The organism is Amycolatopsis sp. NPDC003731, from assembly GCF_053586895.1.
Window position 1 is genome coordinate 1 of record NZ_JBSFNC010000080.1, and the last position, 15,846, is coordinate 15,846.

Annotated in this window: 17 protein-coding genes; 10 read left to right on the forward strand and 7 right to left on the reverse strand. The window is 72.3% G+C overall.

All coding sequences use genetic code 11. The annotated features are described in order from the left end of the window. Positions 1-912 (forward strand): alpha/beta fold hydrolase (locus tag ACWDN5_RS28430; RefSeq protein ID WP_449678424.1); only part of this gene is annotated, 912 nt, incomplete at its 5' end. 52 nt (positions 913-964) lie between these two features. On the opposite strand, the gene ACWDN5_RS28435 is transcribed toward ACWDN5_RS28430, so the two are convergent. Together ACWDN5_RS28435 and ACWDN5_RS28440 are read right to left on the reverse strand one after the other, a co-directional pair. Continuing rightward, entirely contained in the window at positions 965-1,396 is a 432-nt protein-coding gene (locus tag ACWDN5_RS28435; RefSeq protein ID WP_310967412.1) for an organic hydroperoxide resistance protein, read from the reverse strand. A 71-nt stretch (positions 1,397-1,467) separates the two neighbouring features. Continuing rightward, complete coding sequence (locus tag ACWDN5_RS28440) at positions 1,468-3,063, reverse strand: ABC-F family ATP-binding cassette domain-containing protein (protein WP_449678425.1); 1,596 nt, start codon at positions 3,061-3,063, stop codon at positions 1,468-1,470. 194 nt (positions 3,064-3,257) lie between these two features. Here ACWDN5_RS28440 and ACWDN5_RS28445 point away from each other — a divergent pair, with 194 nt between their 5' ends. Beyond that, complete coding sequence (locus tag ACWDN5_RS28445; protein ID WP_449678426.1) at positions 3,258-4,274, forward strand: NAD-dependent epimerase/dehydratase family protein; 1,017 nt, start codon at positions 3,258-3,260, stop codon at positions 4,272-4,274. 2 nt (positions 4,275-4,276) lie between these two features. Here the strand turns inward: ACWDN5_RS28445 and ACWDN5_RS28450 are convergent, their stop codons facing one another. The 3 genes from ACWDN5_RS28450 to ACWDN5_RS28460 all read right to left on the reverse strand — a co-directional run bounded on the left by ACWDN5_RS28450 (position 4,277) and on the right by ACWDN5_RS28460 (position 6,782). Next, positions 4,277-4,744 carry a DUF4383 domain-containing protein gene (locus ACWDN5_RS28450; protein WP_449678427.1) on the reverse strand — a complete coding sequence of 156 codons (468 nt, stop codon included), beginning with the start codon at positions 4,742-4,744 and terminating at the stop codon, positions 4,277-4,279. A 37-nt stretch (positions 4,745-4,781) separates the two neighbouring features. Next, positions 4,782-5,051, reverse strand: a complete 270-nt coding sequence (locus ACWDN5_RS28455) for a hypothetical protein (protein WP_310967416.1) — start codon at positions 5,049-5,051, stop codon at positions 4,782-4,784. A gap of 771 nt (positions 5,052-5,822) precedes the next feature. Next, positions 5,823-6,782: an ArsR/SmtB family transcription factor gene (locus tag ACWDN5_RS28460; protein ID WP_449678428.1), complete on the reverse strand. Its 960-nt coding sequence runs from the start codon at positions 6,780-6,782 to the stop codon at positions 5,823-5,825. 373 nt (positions 6,783-7,155) lie between these two features. Between ACWDN5_RS28460 and ACWDN5_RS28465 the strand changes: the two genes are divergently transcribed. From ACWDN5_RS28465 to ACWDN5_RS28485, 5 genes are read left to right on the forward strand one after another with little or no spacing between them, the layout of a single operon-like run. After that, positions 7,156-9,327, forward strand: a complete 2,172-nt coding sequence (locus ACWDN5_RS28465; RefSeq protein WP_449678429.1) for a HAMP domain-containing sensor histidine kinase — start codon at positions 7,156-7,158, stop codon at positions 9,325-9,327. After that, positions 9,324-9,758, forward strand: coding sequence for a roadblock/LC7 domain-containing protein (locus ACWDN5_RS28470; RefSeq protein ID WP_310967420.1), 435 nt, complete (start codon positions 9,324-9,326; stop codon positions 9,756-9,758). The genes ACWDN5_RS28465 and ACWDN5_RS28470 overlap by 4 nt, the downstream gene beginning before the upstream one ends. Next, entirely contained in the window at positions 9,755-10,132 is a 378-nt protein-coding gene (locus ACWDN5_RS28475) for a DUF742 domain-containing protein (protein ID WP_086842601.1), read from the forward strand. The genes ACWDN5_RS28470 and ACWDN5_RS28475 overlap by 4 nt, the downstream gene beginning before the upstream one ends. Then, positions 10,113-10,727 (forward strand): GTP-binding protein, encoded by a 615-nt coding sequence (locus ACWDN5_RS28480; RefSeq protein ID WP_449678430.1) that lies wholly within the window; start codon positions 10,113-10,115, stop codon positions 10,725-10,727. The genes ACWDN5_RS28475 and ACWDN5_RS28480 overlap by 20 nt, the downstream gene beginning before the upstream one ends. A gap of 18 nt (positions 10,728-10,745) precedes the next feature. Then, a complete protein-coding gene (locus ACWDN5_RS28485) occupies positions 10,746-11,504 on the forward strand; it encodes an MHYT domain-containing protein (protein ID WP_310968473.1) in 759 nt (252 codons plus the stop codon). On the opposite strand, the gene ACWDN5_RS28490 is transcribed toward ACWDN5_RS28485, so the two are convergent. Together ACWDN5_RS28490 and ACWDN5_RS28495 are read right to left on the reverse strand one after the other, a co-directional pair. Next, a complete protein-coding gene (locus ACWDN5_RS28490; protein ID WP_449678431.1) occupies positions 11,501-12,127 on the reverse strand; it encodes a PaaI family thioesterase in 627 nt (208 codons plus the stop codon). The genes ACWDN5_RS28485 and ACWDN5_RS28490 overlap by 4 nt on opposite strands. Positions 12,128-12,208: 81 nt before the next feature. After that, positions 12,209-12,958: an SDR family NAD(P)-dependent oxidoreductase gene (locus ACWDN5_RS28495; protein ID WP_449678454.1), complete on the reverse strand. Its 750-nt coding sequence runs from the start codon at positions 12,956-12,958 to the stop codon at positions 12,209-12,211. 56 nt (positions 12,959-13,014) lie between these two features. Here ACWDN5_RS28495 and ACWDN5_RS28500 point away from each other — a divergent pair, with 56 nt between their 5' ends. The 3 genes from ACWDN5_RS28500 (at position 13,015) to ACWDN5_RS28510 (ending at position 15,834) form a co-directional block, all read left to right on the forward strand. Further along, positions 13,015-13,551 (forward strand): ferritin, encoded by a 537-nt coding sequence (locus ACWDN5_RS28500; protein ID WP_449678432.1) that lies wholly within the window; start codon positions 13,015-13,017, stop codon positions 13,549-13,551. Positions 13,552-14,105: 554 nt separating this feature from the next. Beyond that, entirely contained in the window at positions 14,106-14,876 is a 771-nt protein-coding gene (locus tag ACWDN5_RS28505; RefSeq protein WP_449678433.1) for an SGNH/GDSL hydrolase family protein, read from the forward strand. A gap of 46 nt (positions 14,877-14,922) precedes the next feature. Beyond that, the gene (locus ACWDN5_RS28510; protein WP_449678434.1) at positions 14,923-15,834 is read left to right on the forward strand and encodes an extracellular catalytic domain type 1 short-chain-length polyhydroxyalkanoate depolymerase; all 912 of its coding nucleotides are present in this window, start codon (positions 14,923-14,925) and stop codon (positions 15,832-15,834) included. The last annotated feature ends 12 nt before the right edge of the window (positions 15,835-15,846 follow it).

Consider the following 15,846-nt stretch of genomic DNA (forward strand, 5'->3'; position numbering starts at 1 on the left):
GGCGAGCACCAGGAGGACGACCACGACGAGGGCGATCAGCTTGCCCTTGCGCCGCTTCTTCATCGGGCCTACCACGAGTTCGGCCCGGCCGGCGGGCAGCCGGTGGTGCTGCTGCACGGCTGGCCGTACGACCCGTACAGCTACGTCGACGTCGCCCCGATCCTGGCCGGCGCGGGCTACCGGGTGATCGTCCCCTACCTGCGCGGCTACGGCCCGACGGCGTTCAAATCGGCGGCGACGGTCCGCAACGGCCAGCAGACGGCCGTGGCGCTCGACGTCATCGCCCTGCTGGACGCGCTGAAGATCGACAAGGCCGTCTTCGGCGGCTACGACTGGGGCGGCCGGACCGTCGACATCATCGCCGCGCTGTGGCCGGAACGCTGCACGGCGATCGTCGCGGTGAGCGGGTACATCGTGACGAACCTGGCGGCGAACCAGAAGCCGCTGGCCCCGGCCGCCGAGCTCGGCTGGTGGTACCAGTACTACTTCGCGACCGAGCGCGGCCGCGCGGGCTACGCGGCCAACCGCCACGACTTCAACAAGCTGATCTGGAAGACGGCGTCGCCGGCCTGGCACTTCGACGACGCGACGTACGACCGCAGCGCGGCGGCGTTCGACAACCCGGACCACGTCGCCATCGTCATCCACAACTACCGCTGGCGCCTGAGCTTGGCGCCGGGCGAGCCGCAGTACGAGGCGTACGAACAGAAGCTGAACGCGGGAGCGACCATCGGCGTCCCGGCGATCACGATCGGCAGCGACTTCGACGGCGCGGCCAAGGACGGCAAGGCCTACCGCGCCAAGTTCACCGGCAAGTACGAACACCGCGTCTTCGACGGCATCGGCCACAACGTGCCGCAGGAAGCACCGCGCCCGTTCGCCCAGGCCGTCATCGACGCCACCCACCTGTGAGCGTCGTGAGTGGTAAGGCGGGTTCTAACCCGCCTCACCACTCACGACGGCGTCAGGCGACGGTCGCGTCGAGGGTGACCTCGATGTTGCCGCGCGTGGCCTTCGAGTACGGGCACACCTGGTGCGCGCCCTGGACGAGCTCGTCGGCCGTGGCCTGGTCGATGCCCGTCGCCTCCAGGTGCAGCACCGCGCTGAGCCGGAACTCGCCCGCCTCGGTGTCGTGGTGCAGCGTCACTTCGGCGACCACGGCGAGGTCGTTCAGCGGCACCTTCTTCGCCCCCGCGACCCGGCGCACGGCCCCGACGAAGCAGGACGCCCAGCCCGCCGCGAACAGCTGCTCCGGGTTGGTCCCGTCGCCCGCGCCGCCGAAGGCCTTGGGCACGGCGAGGGTGACGTCGAGTGCGCCGTCGTCGGAGGTGGCGCGGCCGCCGTTGCGGCCCTCCGCGGTGGACGTGGCGACGGCGGTGTAGGTCACTTCGGACATCGTGTTCCTTTCAGCGGGTGACTTCACCACGCTAGAAATTCCGAAGGACCCGCGGCGACCGTCGCCCGACGTCACCCGTGTACGTCACCGTGCTCCAGCCGCAGCCACCGGTCGATCCCGATCTCGGCGAGGAAGCGCTCGTCGTGGCTGACGACGACGAACGCGCCGCGGAACGCCGTCAGCGCGCTTTCCAGCTGCCCGGTGCTGACCAGGTCGAGGTTGTTCGTCGGCTCGTCCAGCAACAGCAGCTGCGGCGCCGGTTCGGCGAACAGGACGCAGGCGAGCGTGGCGCGCAGCCGTTCGCCGCCGGACAACACACCGACCGGCAGGTGCACCCGGGAGCCGCGGAACAGGAAGCGGGCCAGCAGGTTCATCCGCCGGTCGGCCGGCAGCGCCGGGGCGGCCGCCGCCAGGTTCTCGGCCACGCTGCGGTCGTCGTCCAGCAGGTCCAGGCGCTGCGAGAGGAAGGCGATCCGGCCGTCGGCGCGGGTGAGGGTGCCGCCGTCGGGCTCGAGATCGCCGTGGACCAGCCGCAGCAACGTCGACTTCCCGGCGCCGTTGGGGCCGGTGAGCGCGATCCGCTCGGGCCCGCGAATCGCCAGGTCGACGCCGTCGCCGAAGAGCCCGCGCACACGCAGGCCCTCGCCGAGGAAGAGCGTCCGCCCGGCCGGGACCTCGGTCTGCGGCAGCTGCAGGCTGATCTTCTGCTCGGTGCGCAGTTCGCGTTCGGCCTGGTCGAGCTTGGCCTTCGCGGCACCGACGCGGGCGGCGTGCGTGCCGTCCGCCTTGGCCGCCGACTCCTGCGCGTTGCGCTTCATCGTGCCGGCGAAGATCTTCGGCAGTCCGGCGTTGCCCAGGTTGCGCGACGCCGTGCTGGCCCGGCGGGCGGCGCGCTCGCGGGCCTGCTGCATCTCCCGCTTCTCGCGCTTGACCTCCTGCTCGGCGGTGCGGATGTTCTTCTCGGCGACCTCGCGCGCGGCTTTGACGGCCTCTTCGTAGGCGGTGAAGTTGCCGCCGTGGAACCGGATTTCGCCGCCGTGCAGCTCGGCGATCCGGTCCATCCGGTCGAGCAGCGCGCGGTCGTGGCTGACCACGAGCAGGCAGCCGGACCAGTCGTCGAGCACGGCGTGGAGCTTGTGGCGCGCCTCGGCGTCCAGGTTGTTGGTGGGTTCGTCGAGCAGCAGCACGTCCGGGCGTTTCAGCAGTTGCGCGGCGAGGCCCAGCGAGACGATCTGGCCGCCGCTGAGCGTGCTCAAGGTGCGTTCGAGCGTGAGGTCGGCCAGGCCGAGCCGGTCGAGCTGGGCGCGGGTGCGTTCCTCGACGTCCCAGTCGGTGCCGATGGTGGTGAAGTGCTCCTCGGCGACGTCCCCGGATTCGACGGCGGCGATGGCGCGCAGAACCGGGGCCACGCCGAGGATTTCGGCGACGGACGGTTCTCCGCTCAGCGGCAGGTCCTGCGGGAGGTAGCCGAGCACGCCGTCGGCGGTGACGCTCCCGGCGGAGGGCTGCAGGACGCCGGCGACGAGCTTGAGCAGCGTCGTCTTGCCGGAGCCGTTCGGGGCGACGAGACCGGTGCGGCCGCTCGGGAAGGTGGCGGACAGGCGGTCGAAGACGGGGGTGTCGTCCGGCCAGGAGAAGGACAGGCCGGACAGCACGATTTCGGACATGGCGAAGACCTCGATGGCGTGAAAGCGGAAAAGGGGACGTCGACGGCGGCCCGCACCGGCGGCACCGGGGGCCTGCGGACTCCGGGGCTACCCGGAGATGTCGACGTCACCTGCCACGACTGGTCTCCTCACGAACGGATCTTCCCGTCGAAGATAGCAGGGTTGTCCGTGCGGACCCCGGGTAACCGGCCCCGATGCGCATCGTGGTGACCGGAGCGACCGGCAACATCGGGACCGGGGTGGTCCGCGCGTTGGACGCGGACCCGCAGGTCGAGACCATCGTCGGGCTGGCCCGGCGCCCGGCGGAGGGCGTCGTCACGGCCGACGTCGAACGCGACGACCTCGTGCCGCACCTGCGCGGCGCCGACGCGGTCGTGCACCTGGCGTGGCTGTTCCAGCCCACCCGCCGTCCGGAACGGACGTGGCGCGCGAACGTCCTCGGCTCGATGCGGGTGTTCGAGGCGGCGGCCGCGGCGGGCGTGCCCAAGCTCGTCTACACGTCGTCGATCGGGGCGTACTCGCCGCGGAAGGACGACGAGCCGGTGACCGAAGACTGGCCGACGCACGGCTGGCCCGGCGCCGCGTACACCCGGGAAAAGGCTTATCTGGAGCGGTACCTGGACGCGTTCGAGGGCCGGCACCCGAAGCTGGACGTCGTCCGGATGCGGCCGGGGTTCGTCTTCCAGCGCAGTGCCGCGACCGAGCAGCGCCGGCTGTTCGCGGGGCCGTTCGTGCCGGGCTCGCTGGTGCGGCTACTACCGGTGGTGCCGGACATCCGCGGGCTGCGGTTCCAGATCGTGCACACCGACGACCTGGCCGACGCGGTCCGCCGCGCGGTCACGCGGCCGGTGCGCGGGGCGTTCAACATCGCTACGGGCCCGGTCGTGGACCCGCGGTTCGCGGCGGACCTGCTGGGCGCGCGCACGATCCCGATGCCGGCGGCGGCGGTGCGGGCCGCGGTGGAGGCGGCCTGGCGCGTGCACGCGATCCCGGCGTCACCGGGCCTGTTCGACGCGGTCATGCGGCTGCCGGTGATGAGCACGGCCCGCGCGGAGTCCGAACTGGACTGGCAGCCGGCCCGGGACGCCGCGGCCACGCTGAAGGATTTCCTCGCGGGACTGCGGGAGGGCGCGGGCGCGGAGACGGCCCCGCTGGCCCCGGACCGGCACCGGCTGCACGAGATCGCGACGGGCGTCGGCCGGAGGCCCTGAGGTCAGTGGCCCTGCTTGTCCGGCTCGGGGTATTGGCCGCGCGCCCGGTCGGCGGCCGCGGTGGCGATGCCGGCGGCGATCATCGCCACGCCCAGGCCGAGGTGCAGCCAGTCGTCGGCGTTGTCGATCGGCAGGAAGTTGGCCGGGCTGTCGTGGTCCATCGCCAGTCCGAACACCCACAGCAGGACGTAGATCCCGCCGCCGATCATCAGGAACGCGCGCGAACTGCCGTTGGCGCGCGCGGCGAGGACGCCGAGCACGCCGAACAGCAGGTGGACGAGGTTGTGCAGGACCGACACGGTGAACACGCCGAACAGCTGGGCGCCCGACTCGTGCCCGGCGAACTCCATGGCGGCGTAGTCCGCGGTGATCCCGGGGATGAACCCCAGGACGCCCACGAGCAGGAACGCGAGGCCGAACAGCAGGGCGGCGGTCCGGGCGGTGCTCCGCCGGGTTTTGACGTCCGTCATGGCGCCGGGCTACCCGGCGCCGGCTCCGGCAAACGCCTCAGGCGAGCTCGGCCGAGACGACGGACGGCAGCGCGCGCAGCCGGTCCAGCAGGGGTCCGGTCTCGTCGGCGGCCAGCAGGACGGCGCAGACCATGCTGCTTTCGCGGACGCCGTCCTTGACGTCGACGGACAGTTCGTGAACGGGCCGCCCACCGAGCGCACCGACCAGAGCGGGGACCTCATCGGCCCCGCCGACGAAGTAGGTGGCGATGCGCCGGCGCAGCAGCATGGCGGACCGGGGCGCGGGAACGGCGAAGGAAGTGGACATGGCGGATCTCCTGTGTGGAAGGAACGAGATCGGGGCCAGGTCCCGGAAAAAGGCGATCGCCGACTCAGCACGCCGGCAACCTGGGTTCAGCCGGCGCGCCGGGTTACGAGTCGCGGAAGCAACATCGGACGCAGCACGGCGACAGGCTAACACGACCCGGTCCCGGCCGGCAGCACGACCGAGCGGCATGGCCGGCCGGCGCGGCGGCAGCGCAACCGGGCGGCGTGGCCGGGCGCTACCGCGGTGGGTGGTGGTGCGGCGGGCGGTGCTGGGGCGGGCGGTGCCGGCGTGCGGCAGCGCAACCGGGCGGCGCGGCTGGGCGCTACCGCGGCGGGTGGTGCTGCGGCGGGCAGTGCTGCAGCGGCCGGCTGGCGCCCGGCAGCACAACCGGGCGGCGCGGCGGGGCATTGCCGCGGCGGGCAGTGGTGCGGCGGGTGGTGCCGGCGTGCGCAGCGCAACCGGGCGGCGTGGCCGGGCGCTACCGCGGCGGGTGGTGCCGGCGCGCGGCGGCACAATCGGGCGGCGTGGCCGGGCGCTACCGCGGTAGGCGGTGCTGCGGCGGGTGGTGCTGCGGCCGGCCGGCCGGCGCCCGGCGGCACAACCGGGCGGCGTGGCCGGGCGCTACGGCGGCAGGCGATGCCCCGGCGGGCGATGCCGCGGCGAGCGGTGCCGGCGCCCGGCACCACAACCGAGCGCCGCGGCCGGGCACTGCCGCGGCAGCCGCCGCCGCCGCGGCAGCCGCCGCAGCCGGCCGCCCGCTCGAGCGGGTCGTCAACTCGCCCGGATGATCCCCAGACCCAGCGGGGTGATCTCGTGGATCTGCGACTTCCCCGACCGGTTGCTGCTGATCAGCCCGCTCGCCCGCAGCACCGATGCATGCTGGCTCGCCGTCGCCGGGGAGATTCTCGTCAGGTCCGCCAGCTCGCTCGTGTTGCACCGGGTCGTCGCGATCGTCACCAGCACCCTCGCGCGCGTCTGGCCCAGCAGCGCCGCCAGGGATGGCCCCGGCTCCGCGTCGCTGTCGAACCTCGGGTGGCTGATCGAATACACCAGCGCCGGGGGCAGCAGCGGGTCCTTGTACGTCGTCGGCATGCCGTGGGCGAAGAAGGCCGGGATCAACCTGAGCCCGCGGCCGTTGAGGTGCAGTTCCTGGTCGATCGGGAAGCGCACCCGCAACACCGGCGGCGACCACGTCACCTCCGGGTGCAACGTCGACAGCAGCAGCTGCGGCCCGCCGCGGTCCAGGTTCGCCTGGAGCCGGTGGCGGTCGCGGGCCACCGAGCGGCGGACCGTCGCCCAGTCCGGGGCCACGCACTGGCGGTAGTAGTCGTGCAGCGCCGCGCCCAGGCGGCGGAGCTCACCCGTCTCGCCGTCGCCCACTCGGCGGAGCCAGGCCGGGACGTGGGTGCCCTGTGCCACCAGCTCGGCGACGTCGGTGGCCAGCACCGGCGCCGGCGTCTCGAGCACCGCCGTGATCCCGTCGCCGATCGTGCGGGTGCCCGCCGGGGTGAGGAAGTCCGGGCAGTACCCGTACGGCGGGACCGCGGACATCAGCAGCCGGCCGGACTGCGGGACCGCCGACCGCGAGCCCCGCCGCCAGCGGCCGAAGAACGGCTCACCCTCCGGCCGCCGGATGCGGTAGCTGCTCATCAGCAGCTCCCACATCGGGTCGGCGTCCTCGGCGATGGTGATCTTCGCCAGGTCCGCTTCCGTGAAGTGAATCTTCAACATCGACGCCGGCCTCCTTTCCCGGCCGAGGGTAACGGGCAGTGCCGGGACTCCGGACGGAGGTCGCGCGGCCGCCGGAAATTCACGCACCCGAGCCGGAATTCCACACGGTCTGGCGAGCCTTCTTCACTCTCCGCAAGGGTAAAAAGTCGCGTAGTGGCAGTTCACGCTGTGTGATTGGTGCGTACGGGGGAAACGAACGGCATTCCTTGACAACACCACGGCCACCGGAGTTACGTCGTCGGCTGAATTCCGCGGAAAAGGAACCGTAAATCGTTCTCGGGCCACCGGTACGAATCGAGCCACGCCACCGATGAAAGAAGACGAACCCTCGTCCCGTCGTTCCGTCACCTCCTGGAATCCGGGCAGCTGGCGGTTGCGCACCAAGATCTCCGTAGTGCTGTTGCTGCCGGTCCTGGTCGCCCTGCTGCTGGCGGGCGGCCGGGTGCAGGCCGAACTCGCCCGGGCCGGCGGGCTCAGCGCCGTCCGCGACCAAATGCCGGTCGTGCAAGGGATTTCCGAACTCGCCGGGCTCGTCGACGACGAGATGATCCACGACGGCGGTGCCGCCCAGACCGCCGCGGTCGACGAGAAAGCCGCCCTCGTCCGCCACGACGCCGCCTTTTCCCAGCTCAACCCGGAGTTGTCGCGATCATTGGAAGATCAGCTGGGGAAATTGGCCGAACTGCGGCAGCAGACCGGTTCGCCGGCCGCGAAAACCGCGGCTTACCACGACTTCGGCGTCTCGCTCAGCGAGGTGATCGGCGGAATCGCGGAGCAGGCGGGGAATGGTGATCTCGACGCGGTCGCGGCCAGCACCGAATCATTGGTGCAGCTGAGGACCAGTCTCGCCGATCAACAGGCGCTGGCCGGCCGGCCCGACGGCACCTCGGTGGCGGCTGCCGAACGCGCCGCGGCCGAAGAAGCCGTACTCACCGGACAGATCCGGCGGGCGCTGCCCGCCGGGGCGGCGGCCGCCCGGTTCGCCGCGGCGACCAGCCCCGGGGCCGGGGGCGCCGAGGCGAAGCGCACGATGCTCGGCACCATCCTCGCCGAGCAGGTGAAAACGCTTTCGGACGCGGTCGGCGCGCAGACCAACACCGCCCGGTCCGACGCGCTGCGCGACGCCGCGCTGGTGCTCGCCTCGCTGCTCGGCGCCCTCGCCATCGCCCTCGCCGTGGCCCGGTCGGTGGTCGCCCCGATCCGGCGGCTGCACGCCGCCGCGCTCGACACCGCGCAACGCCGCCTGCCCGGCACCATCGAACGCATCCGCGACGGCGAGGACGTCGACTGGCGGGCGACCGCGCCGATCCCGGTCGACTCCGAGGAGGAGATCGGGCAGCTCGCGCGGGCCTTCGACGACATGCACCGGCAGGCCGTGCGCCTGGCCGTCGGCGAGCAGGCCGAGATGCGGATCCAGGTCAGCGAGATGTTCATGACGCTGTCCCGGCGCAGCCAGTCGCTGGTGGAGCTGCAGCTGTCGGTGATCGAGGACCTCGAAGCCGACGAGCAGGACCCGCAGCGGCTGGCGGAGCTGTTCCAGATCGACCACATCGCCACCCGGCTGCGGCGCAACGGCGAAAACCTGCAGGTCCTGGCGGGCGGCAAGCCGGTGCGCCGTGACGTCGGCCCGGTCGCGACGGTCGAGCTGCTGCGGGCCGCGACGTCGGAGGTCAAGGACTACCAGCGCGTCTCGCTCGGCAACGCGCCGCGCGGGTCGGTGCAGTCCGAGGCCGCGGCGGACGTCGTGCACATCCTCGCCGAGCTGCTGGAGAACGCCATCCGGTCGTCGCCGCCGGAGGAGCAGGTCGTGCTCACCGCCGACCGGGGCTTCGACGGCGGCCTGCTGATCGAGGTGGTCGACGTCGGCCTCGGCATGACCCGCGAGGACCTCGAAGCGGCGAACGCCCGGCTGGCCGCCGGGGCCGCGGTCAGCCCGGAGACCACCCGCCGGATGGGCCTGTTCGTGGTGAGCAGGCTGGCCGCGTCGCACGGGATCACCGTCCGGCTGCGGCCCACGACCACCCGGACGGCCAGCGCCGGCATCACCGCCAGCGTGCACGTCCCGGGCGTGCTGATCCTGGTCGACCTGCCGCCGCGGGCGCTCCCGCCCACCCCGGCCCCGGCGGTCAACGGCTCGGTCAACGGCACCGCCCGCCACGAGCCCGAACCGCGGTGGCCCGCCGAAGAACCGCCGCCGGTGGCCGACCCGCCGACGCCGATCTTCGACCAGATGCTGTCGCACTGGTTCGCCGAAAGCACCCCGGCGACGCCCGGTGCCTGGGCGACCCCGGCCGACCAGGTCCGCCAGGCCGCGGAAGCTGCGGTCGGCACCCTCGACGACGCCGAATTCACCGACTCGGGACTGCCGGCCCGGACACCCGGTGCGCAGCTCGCGCCCGGCTCGGTCACCCCGCGCGCACCGCAGCAGGCGGACCCGTCGTTCCGCGACCCGGCCGCGGTGCGCAACAACCTTTCCCGGCACTACAGCGGCATGCGCGCGGCCCGGCACCGGGTCGCGGGCGAGCCCGAGGCGGAGCGGCGATGAGCACCCGGCAGGAAGGAGCGGAAGTGGCCGAGAGGTCCCGGAACTGGCTGGTCTCGGCGTTCACGCAGGAGGTGCCCGGCGTCGCGCACGCCGCGCTGGTCTCGGCGGACGGGCTGCTCGTGGCGGCGAACGACACCCTGCCGCGCGACCGCGCCGACCAGCTTTCGGCGATCGCGTCCGGCCTCTCCAGCCTCGCGCTCGGCACCGCCGACCTGTTCACCGCGGGCCGGGTGGTGCAGTCGGTGATCGAGATGGAGCAGGGCTTCCTGCTGCTGATGAACGTCGGCGACGGCTCGAACCTGGTGGTGCTGGCCAACCCGGGCTGCGACATCGGGCTGGTGGGCTACGAGATGACGCTGCTGGTGGACCGGGTCGGGAAGGTGGTCGAGACCCCGGCTCGGCCCGCGGCCGCCCCGGGGGCGGCCCGGTGACCGAAGGCCGGCGACGCGAGGGCGGGCGGCACGCGGCGTCGCTGGCCCGCCCCTACGCCTGGACCGCCGGCCGCACCCGGCCGACGGTCGACCTGGCGGTGGAAGCCCTCGTGGAAACGACCGCGGAGGGCCGGACGGCGCCCTTCAGCCCGACCAACCCCCTGGCCGTGGTGACGCAGTTCTGCCTGCACCAGCGGTCGGTGGCCGAGGTCGGCGCCCACCTGGGCGTGCCGCTCGGCGTGGCCAGGGTGCTCATCGGCGACCTGCTGATCGCCGGCCAGGTGTCGATCCGCGACACGCTCACCGCGGACGCCTCCTGGGACGAACGGAACGACCTGCTCGAAAGGGTCCTCAGTGGACTACGTGCGCTCTGAAAGTGTTTCCCGGAACGGTCTCGCCAAGGGCCGGATCACCTCGGCGAAGATCGTCGTGGCCGGCGGGTTCGGGGCCGGCAAGACGACGTTCGTCGGTGCCGTCTCGGAAATCGACCCGCTGCGGACCGAAGCCCTCATGACGTCCGCGGCCGTCGGCGTCGACCGGACCGAAGCGGTGCCGGGGAAGTTCGCCACCACGGTCGCGATGGACTTCGGCCGGCTCACCCTCGCCGAGGACCTGGTGCTCTACGTCTTCGGCACGCCGGGCCAGCACCGGTTCTGGTTCATGTGGGACGACCTCGTCTGCGGTGCGGTGGCGGCGATCGTCCTGGTCGACACGCGCCGGCTGGCGGACTGCTTCGCCTCGATCGACTTCTTCGAATCGCGCGGCCTGCCGTTCCTGGTCGCGATCAACCAGTTCCAGGACACCCGCCAGCACGGGCCCGAGCAGGTGCGCGAGGCCCTCAAGATCCCGGCCGCGGTGGAAGTCGTCACCTGCGACGCGCGGTCACCGGAGTCGACGAAGCAGACCCTCATCGCCGCGGCCGAGCACGCGCTCGCCGAACACCACGCCCCCAAGTCACGGAAAGCCTGAAGGAGCCCGGCAATGCCCATGGACCACGAAGACTTCGCGATGGGCAACTGGCTCGTCGTGCTCGCCTACCTGACGTCGGTGGTGGGCTGCGCCCTCGGCCTCGCCTGCACGCTGCAGGCGAGGTCCACCGACAGCCCGCGCTCCCGGCTGACCTGGCTGGTGCTCGCGGCGGTGTCCATCGGCGGGGTCGGCATCTGGGTCATGCACTTCATCGCCATGCTCGGGTTCTCCACGCCCGGCCTGCCGGTGCGCTACGACATCCTGCGCACGGCGCTGTCGGCGCTCCTGTCGGTGGCGGCGGTGTTCTGCGGGCTGCTGGTGTTCGGCGTCCGCAACCGGTTCGCCTGGAAGCGGCTGCTGCTCGGCGGCCTGCTGACCGGGCTCGCGGTGGCCGTCATGCACTACACGGGGATGTGGGCGGTGCAGGTCAAGGGCTCGATCGGCTACGACCCGACGCTGGTGGTGCTGTCGGTGGTGATCGCGGTCGTCGCGGCCACGGCGGCGCTGTGGTTCACGGTCGGGCTGGACAAGCTCCTGCCCCGGCTGGCGGCAGGCCTGGTGATGGGCGCGGCGGTGACGGGCATGCACTACACGGGCATGGCGGCGGTGCGCCTGCACCTGGACCCGGGAGCGCCCGACCCGGCCGGCACGGAGGTGTTCTCGTTCCTGTTCCCGGTGTTCGTCCTGGCGGCGCTGGCGATGGCGGTCCCGATCTGCGCGGTCCTGATGGCGACGTCGAGCTCGGAGGCGCCCCGGCACACGACGGTCGCGTCCTAGTCCCTCGCCACCGGGAACCGGTCGGCGCTGAAGTGGACGAGGATCGCCGTCGCCGAGGCGCACACGAGGTCGCCGGCCTTGACTTCGCCGGTGGCGTGCAGCTTGCGCCCGTCCCGGCGGACGAGCCGGCCTTCGACAGTGAGCGGAACCGCGTACGGCGTCCCGTGGTGGTAGTCGACGGTCAGGGAAGCCGTCATCCCCGGGAACCCGGCCGCGGCGGTGGCCCGCCCGAGCACGTGGTCCAGCACGGCGGCGACCCACCCGCCGTGCACGCGCCCGGGAGGCCCTTCGTGCGCGGCACCGAGGAGAACGTCGGCGCACACCGACTCCGGTCCGACCCGCACCCATGAAAGCGGCGGGGCCAGGGGATTCCCGGGCCCTTCGAGGGGGTTGTTGATGCTCAGGTGACCCCCACCGTCGAGGGCGGCGAGCAGGAGGGGTTTCGCACCACCGGCGGCCCGCAGCGCCGCGGTGACGGCCTCGACCCGGCTCGCGGCGGCGGCGAGATCGGCCTCGTCGTCGCGGACGCAGACGGAGGCCTCGATCAGCTCGCGGATCCGGTCGCCGAGCAGGGCCCGCCCCGGGGGTACGCCGTCGACGACCGGGAATGGGTTTTCGGACATCGCGCTCCCCGGGGCAGGAACTAGAACACGTTTCAGCTTAGCAGCCAGGCCGGGTGGCGGGCGGCGGTTTCGGGCCGCGGGTCACCAGGTCGGCCGGGCCGTGACACCGCCGTCGACGACCAGGTCGTGGCCGGTGATCCAGGACGCCAGCGGGGAGGCCAGGAACACGCACGCGTTGCCGACGTCGGCCGGTGTCCCCAACCGGCCCAGCGGGGCCGCGCGGTGCCAGCGTTCGACCCCCTCCGGCCAGTCCTCGGTCAGCCCGGGCCGCGTAATCAGCCCCGGCGACACCGTGTTGACCCGGATCCCGCGCGGCCCGTACTCCAGCGCCGCGCCGCGGGCGTGCAGCACCAGGGCGGCCTTGGCCGCGCTGTAGTGGACGTGCCCGGGCGCCGGCTGCCGGGCCTCGATCGAGGCGATGTGCGTGACGCTCCCGCCGTCGCCCATCAGCCGGGCCGCGGCCTGGGTGCAGGAGAACGCGCTGGTCAGCGTGCTGTCCAGCATCGCCCGCCAGCTGTCCGCGGTCAGCTCGCCGAGGGCCTCGACCGGCTGGATCCCGGCGTTGTTGACCAGCGCGTCGAGGCCGCCGCCCCAGTCCGCGACGGTGTCGAGCAGGGTGTGGCAGGCGTGGTCGTCGGTGAGCTCGGCGGCGAACGCGCGGGCCCGGCCGCCCGCGGCTTCGATCGCCGCGACGACGTCGTCGGCCGCGCCGGGACGGCGGTGGTGCACCGCGACGGCCGCGCCCGCCTCGGCGAACCGGAGCGCGATCCCGCGGCCGATCACCCCGGAAGCACCGGTGACGCAGGCGATCGTGCCGGACAGGTCGGGCAGGGAAGTCACCGCGCCGAGCGTAGCTGTGCGGCCCGGTCCGTCGTAAGTTGTGGGACATGGCCAAGACCCGGAAGTTCGCCGAACTGCTGCAGACGCAGATCGGCCGCGAGTTCACCGCCGCCCAGCAGTACATCGCCCTGGCCGTCTGGTTCGACGCCCGCGATCTGCCGCGGCTGGCCAAGCGCTTCTACCGGCAGGCGATCGAGGAACGCAACCACGCGCTGGCGATGGTCCGCTACCTGCTCGACCGCGACGAGCCGGTGGCCATCCCGGGCAGCGGCGACGTGCGGAACGACTTCTCGAGCGTGCACGAAGCGATCGAGCTGGCCTTGACGCAGCAACGCGCGGTCACCGCCGACATCGAGGCGATGGCGAAGGCCGCGCGGCTGGAGGAGGACTACCTCGGCGAGCAGTTCGTGCACTGGTTCCTCAAGGAGCAGGTGGAGGAGGTGGCCCAGATGTCGACGCTGCTCACCGTGGTCGAACGGGCCGGCGGCAACCTCTTCGAGGTGGAGGACCACCTGTTCCGCGAGTCGGCGACCGGGGTGGCCGACGCCCCGGACATGCCGCCGGTGGCGGGCGGGAAGCTCTGAGGGTGGGCCGGGCGGCGCCTCGGCCCACCAGTGCCCGACCCGCTCCGGTGACCAGCCGCGCTCGGCGGTGAACGTCGACGTTGCCTGGCGGACCAGGGCGATGAGGTCGCCCGCGCGCTCGACCAGGCGCCGGTCGAAGGCGGCCATCGCCGCCGGCTGGGCGGCGGGTACCGAGGTGGCCTCCAGCTCGTCGAGCGGGCGAGGGAGGGCGGCGGTCAGGTCCGCCGCGTCGGCGAGGGGCCGGACCAGGCCGGCCTTGTTCTGGTACGCCGCGTAGACGGCCGGGACCGGGACCCCGGCTTCCCGCGGCGGTGGCGCAGTCCGGGCTCTCCGCCGGCCGGCCGAGACTGTCCACAATGGAATAAAGCCGGCCGTTGTCAGTGGGCGGTGTGCGGGTTTAAGCTGGCGGCAACAATAGAATGTTATCGCTAACAGGATAGCGAAAGTTTCGAGAATTCGTCGAATTGCCGCCCGGCGGCGAAAGTTTCGGCCACGGCGAAACGATGCGCTCCGGCAACGAATCTGCACCCACCCGACCCGTTGAAAGGATGGCGATGAAAAGGTTCCTGGCCGCCGCCGCGGCCTTGGCGATCGCGTTCACCGGACTGACCGGGATCGCCCACGCGGAATCGAACGGCGGCGTGCGGATCATGCCGCTGGGCGATTCGATCACCTACGGCACCGGCGTGCCCGGCGGGTACCGGATCGGCCTCTGGCAACGCCTCGCCGCCGGCCGGTACACCAACGACTTCGTCGGCTCGCAGTTCAACGGCCCCGGCAGCCTCTGGGACCACGACCACGAAGGCCACCCTGGCTGGCGCATCGACCAGATCGACGCGAACATCACCGGCTGGCTGCGCACCTACAACCCGCGCTCGGTGCTGCTGCACATCGGCACCAACGACGTGCTGCAGAACTACAACGTCGCGGGCGCGCCCGGCCGGCTGTCCACGCTGCTCGACCACGTCACCGCCACCGCACCCGGCGCCGACGTCTTCGTCGCCCAGCTCATCCCGATCGGGTGGGCGAGCGGGGACGCCGCCGTGCGGACGTTCAACAACGCGCTGCCCGGCATCGTGCAGAGCAAGGTGAACGCGGGCAAGCGGGTGCACCTGGTCGACCTGCACAGCGCGGTGTCCACCGCCGATCTCCCCGACGGCGTCCACCCGAACGCCGGCGGCTACGACAAGATGGCGGCCGTCTGGTACAACGCGCTGCGGTCGGTCCCGGGCAGCATCGGCAACCCGAGGGCCGCGGTGGCCACCGAGGCACTGGCCGCGGCGACCCTCGGGTCGGCGGCCGCCGCGAAGGGCAAGACGAGATGAAGCGGGACGCCCCCGAGTCTTCGGTGCAGCGTAAGGGAGATCGATGATGAAACGCATGCTCGGCGTCTTGCTGGCCCTGGTGGTCATGGTCACCGGCCTGGCCGCGCCCGCCCAGGCGGCCGCGCTGACCAGGGTGACCAACTTCGGCACCAACCCGACCAACCTGAACATGTACGTCTACGTCCCCGACCGGGTCGCGGCCAAGCCGGCGCTGCTGGTGCTGGTGCACTACTGCGGCGGCTCGGCGAGCTCGGTCTTCGGCTGGAACGGCAAGGACTACGTCACCGCGGCCGACCGCTACGGGTACGTGATGGTGCTGCCGGAAGCCACCCGCAGCGAGAAGTGCTTCGACGTCTCGACGCCGAAAGCGCTGAAGCGCAACGGTGGCGGGGACTCGACCGGGATCATGTCCATGGTCGCCTGGGCCAAGTCCCGCTACAACGTCGATCCGGCGCGGGTCGTCGTCAGCGGGTTCTCCTCCGGGGCGATGATGACGAACGTGCTGGCCGCCCAGTACCCCGACGTGTTCGCCGCGGGTTCGGCGTTCTCCGGCGTGCCCGCCGGGTGTTTCGCGACGACGAACGGCTCGTTGTGGAACAGCACCTGCTCCGGCGGGCAGTCGATCAAGACCGCGCAGCAGTGGGGTGACACGGCCCGGGCGATGTACCCCGGCTACACCGGGCGCTACCCGCGGATGCAGCTGTGGCACGGCACCACCGACACGACGTTGTCGTACCCGAACTTCGGGGAAGAGCTCAAGCAGTGGACCAACCTGAACGGGCTGGGCCAGACCCCGGCGTTCACCGACCACCCGCAGTCCTCGTGGACGCGCACCCGGTACGGCAACACCGGCACGCAGGCCACGGTGGAAGGGGTCAGCGTCGCCGGTGTCGGGCACCAGCTGCCGATGACCGGCCAGCTGGCGTACGCGATTTCGTTCCTCGGCCTCGACCACTGACGAGCGGCGGAG

What these genes read in the sequence shown, in the direction of transcription:
- ACWDN5_RS28455 (WP_310967416.1), bottom strand. Translation starts at nt 5,051, where the DNA reads ATGTCCACTTCCTTCGCCGTTCCCGCGCCCCGGTCCGCCATGCTGCTG.
- ACWDN5_RS28485 (WP_310968473.1), top strand. Translation starts at nt 10,746, where the DNA reads ATGGACCACGAAGACTTCGCGATGGGCAACTGGCTCGTCGTGCTCGCC.
- ACWDN5_RS28470 (WP_310967420.1), top strand. Translation starts at nt 9,324, where the DNA reads ATGAGCACCCGGCAGGAAGGAGCGGAAGTGGCCGAGAGGTCCCGGAAC.
- ACWDN5_RS28445 (WP_449678426.1), top strand. Translation starts at nt 3,258, where the DNA reads ATGCGCATCGTGGTGACCGGAGCGACCGGCAACATCGGGACCGGGGTG.
- ACWDN5_RS28510 (WP_449678434.1), top strand. Translation starts at nt 14,923, where the DNA reads ATGAAACGCATGCTCGGCGTCTTGCTGGCCCTGGTGGTCATGGTCACC.
- ACWDN5_RS28490 (WP_449678431.1), bottom strand. Translation starts at nt 12,127, where the DNA reads ATGTCCGAAAACCCATTCCCGGTCGTCGACGGCGTACCCCCGGGGCGG.
- ACWDN5_RS28460 (WP_449678428.1), bottom strand. Translation starts at nt 6,782, where the DNA reads ATGTTGAAGATTCACTTCACGGAAGCGGACCTGGCGAAGATCACCATC.
- ACWDN5_RS28505 (WP_449678433.1), top strand. Translation starts at nt 14,106, where the DNA reads ATGAAAAGGTTCCTGGCCGCCGCCGCGGCCTTGGCGATCGCGTTCACC.
- ACWDN5_RS28440 (WP_449678425.1), bottom strand. Translation starts at nt 3,063, where the DNA reads ATGTCCGAAATCGTGCTGTCCGGCCTGTCCTTCTCCTGGCCGGACGAC.
- ACWDN5_RS28500 (WP_449678432.1), top strand. Translation starts at nt 13,015, where the DNA reads ATGGCCAAGACCCGGAAGTTCGCCGAACTGCTGCAGACGCAGATCGGC.
- ACWDN5_RS28450 (WP_449678427.1), bottom strand. Translation starts at nt 4,744, where the DNA reads ATGACGGACGTCAAAACCCGGCGGAGCACCGCCCGGACCGCCGCCCTG.
- ACWDN5_RS28435 (WP_310967412.1), bottom strand. Translation starts at nt 1,396, where the DNA reads ATGTCCGAAGTGACCTACACCGCCGTCGCCACGTCCACCGCGGAGGGC.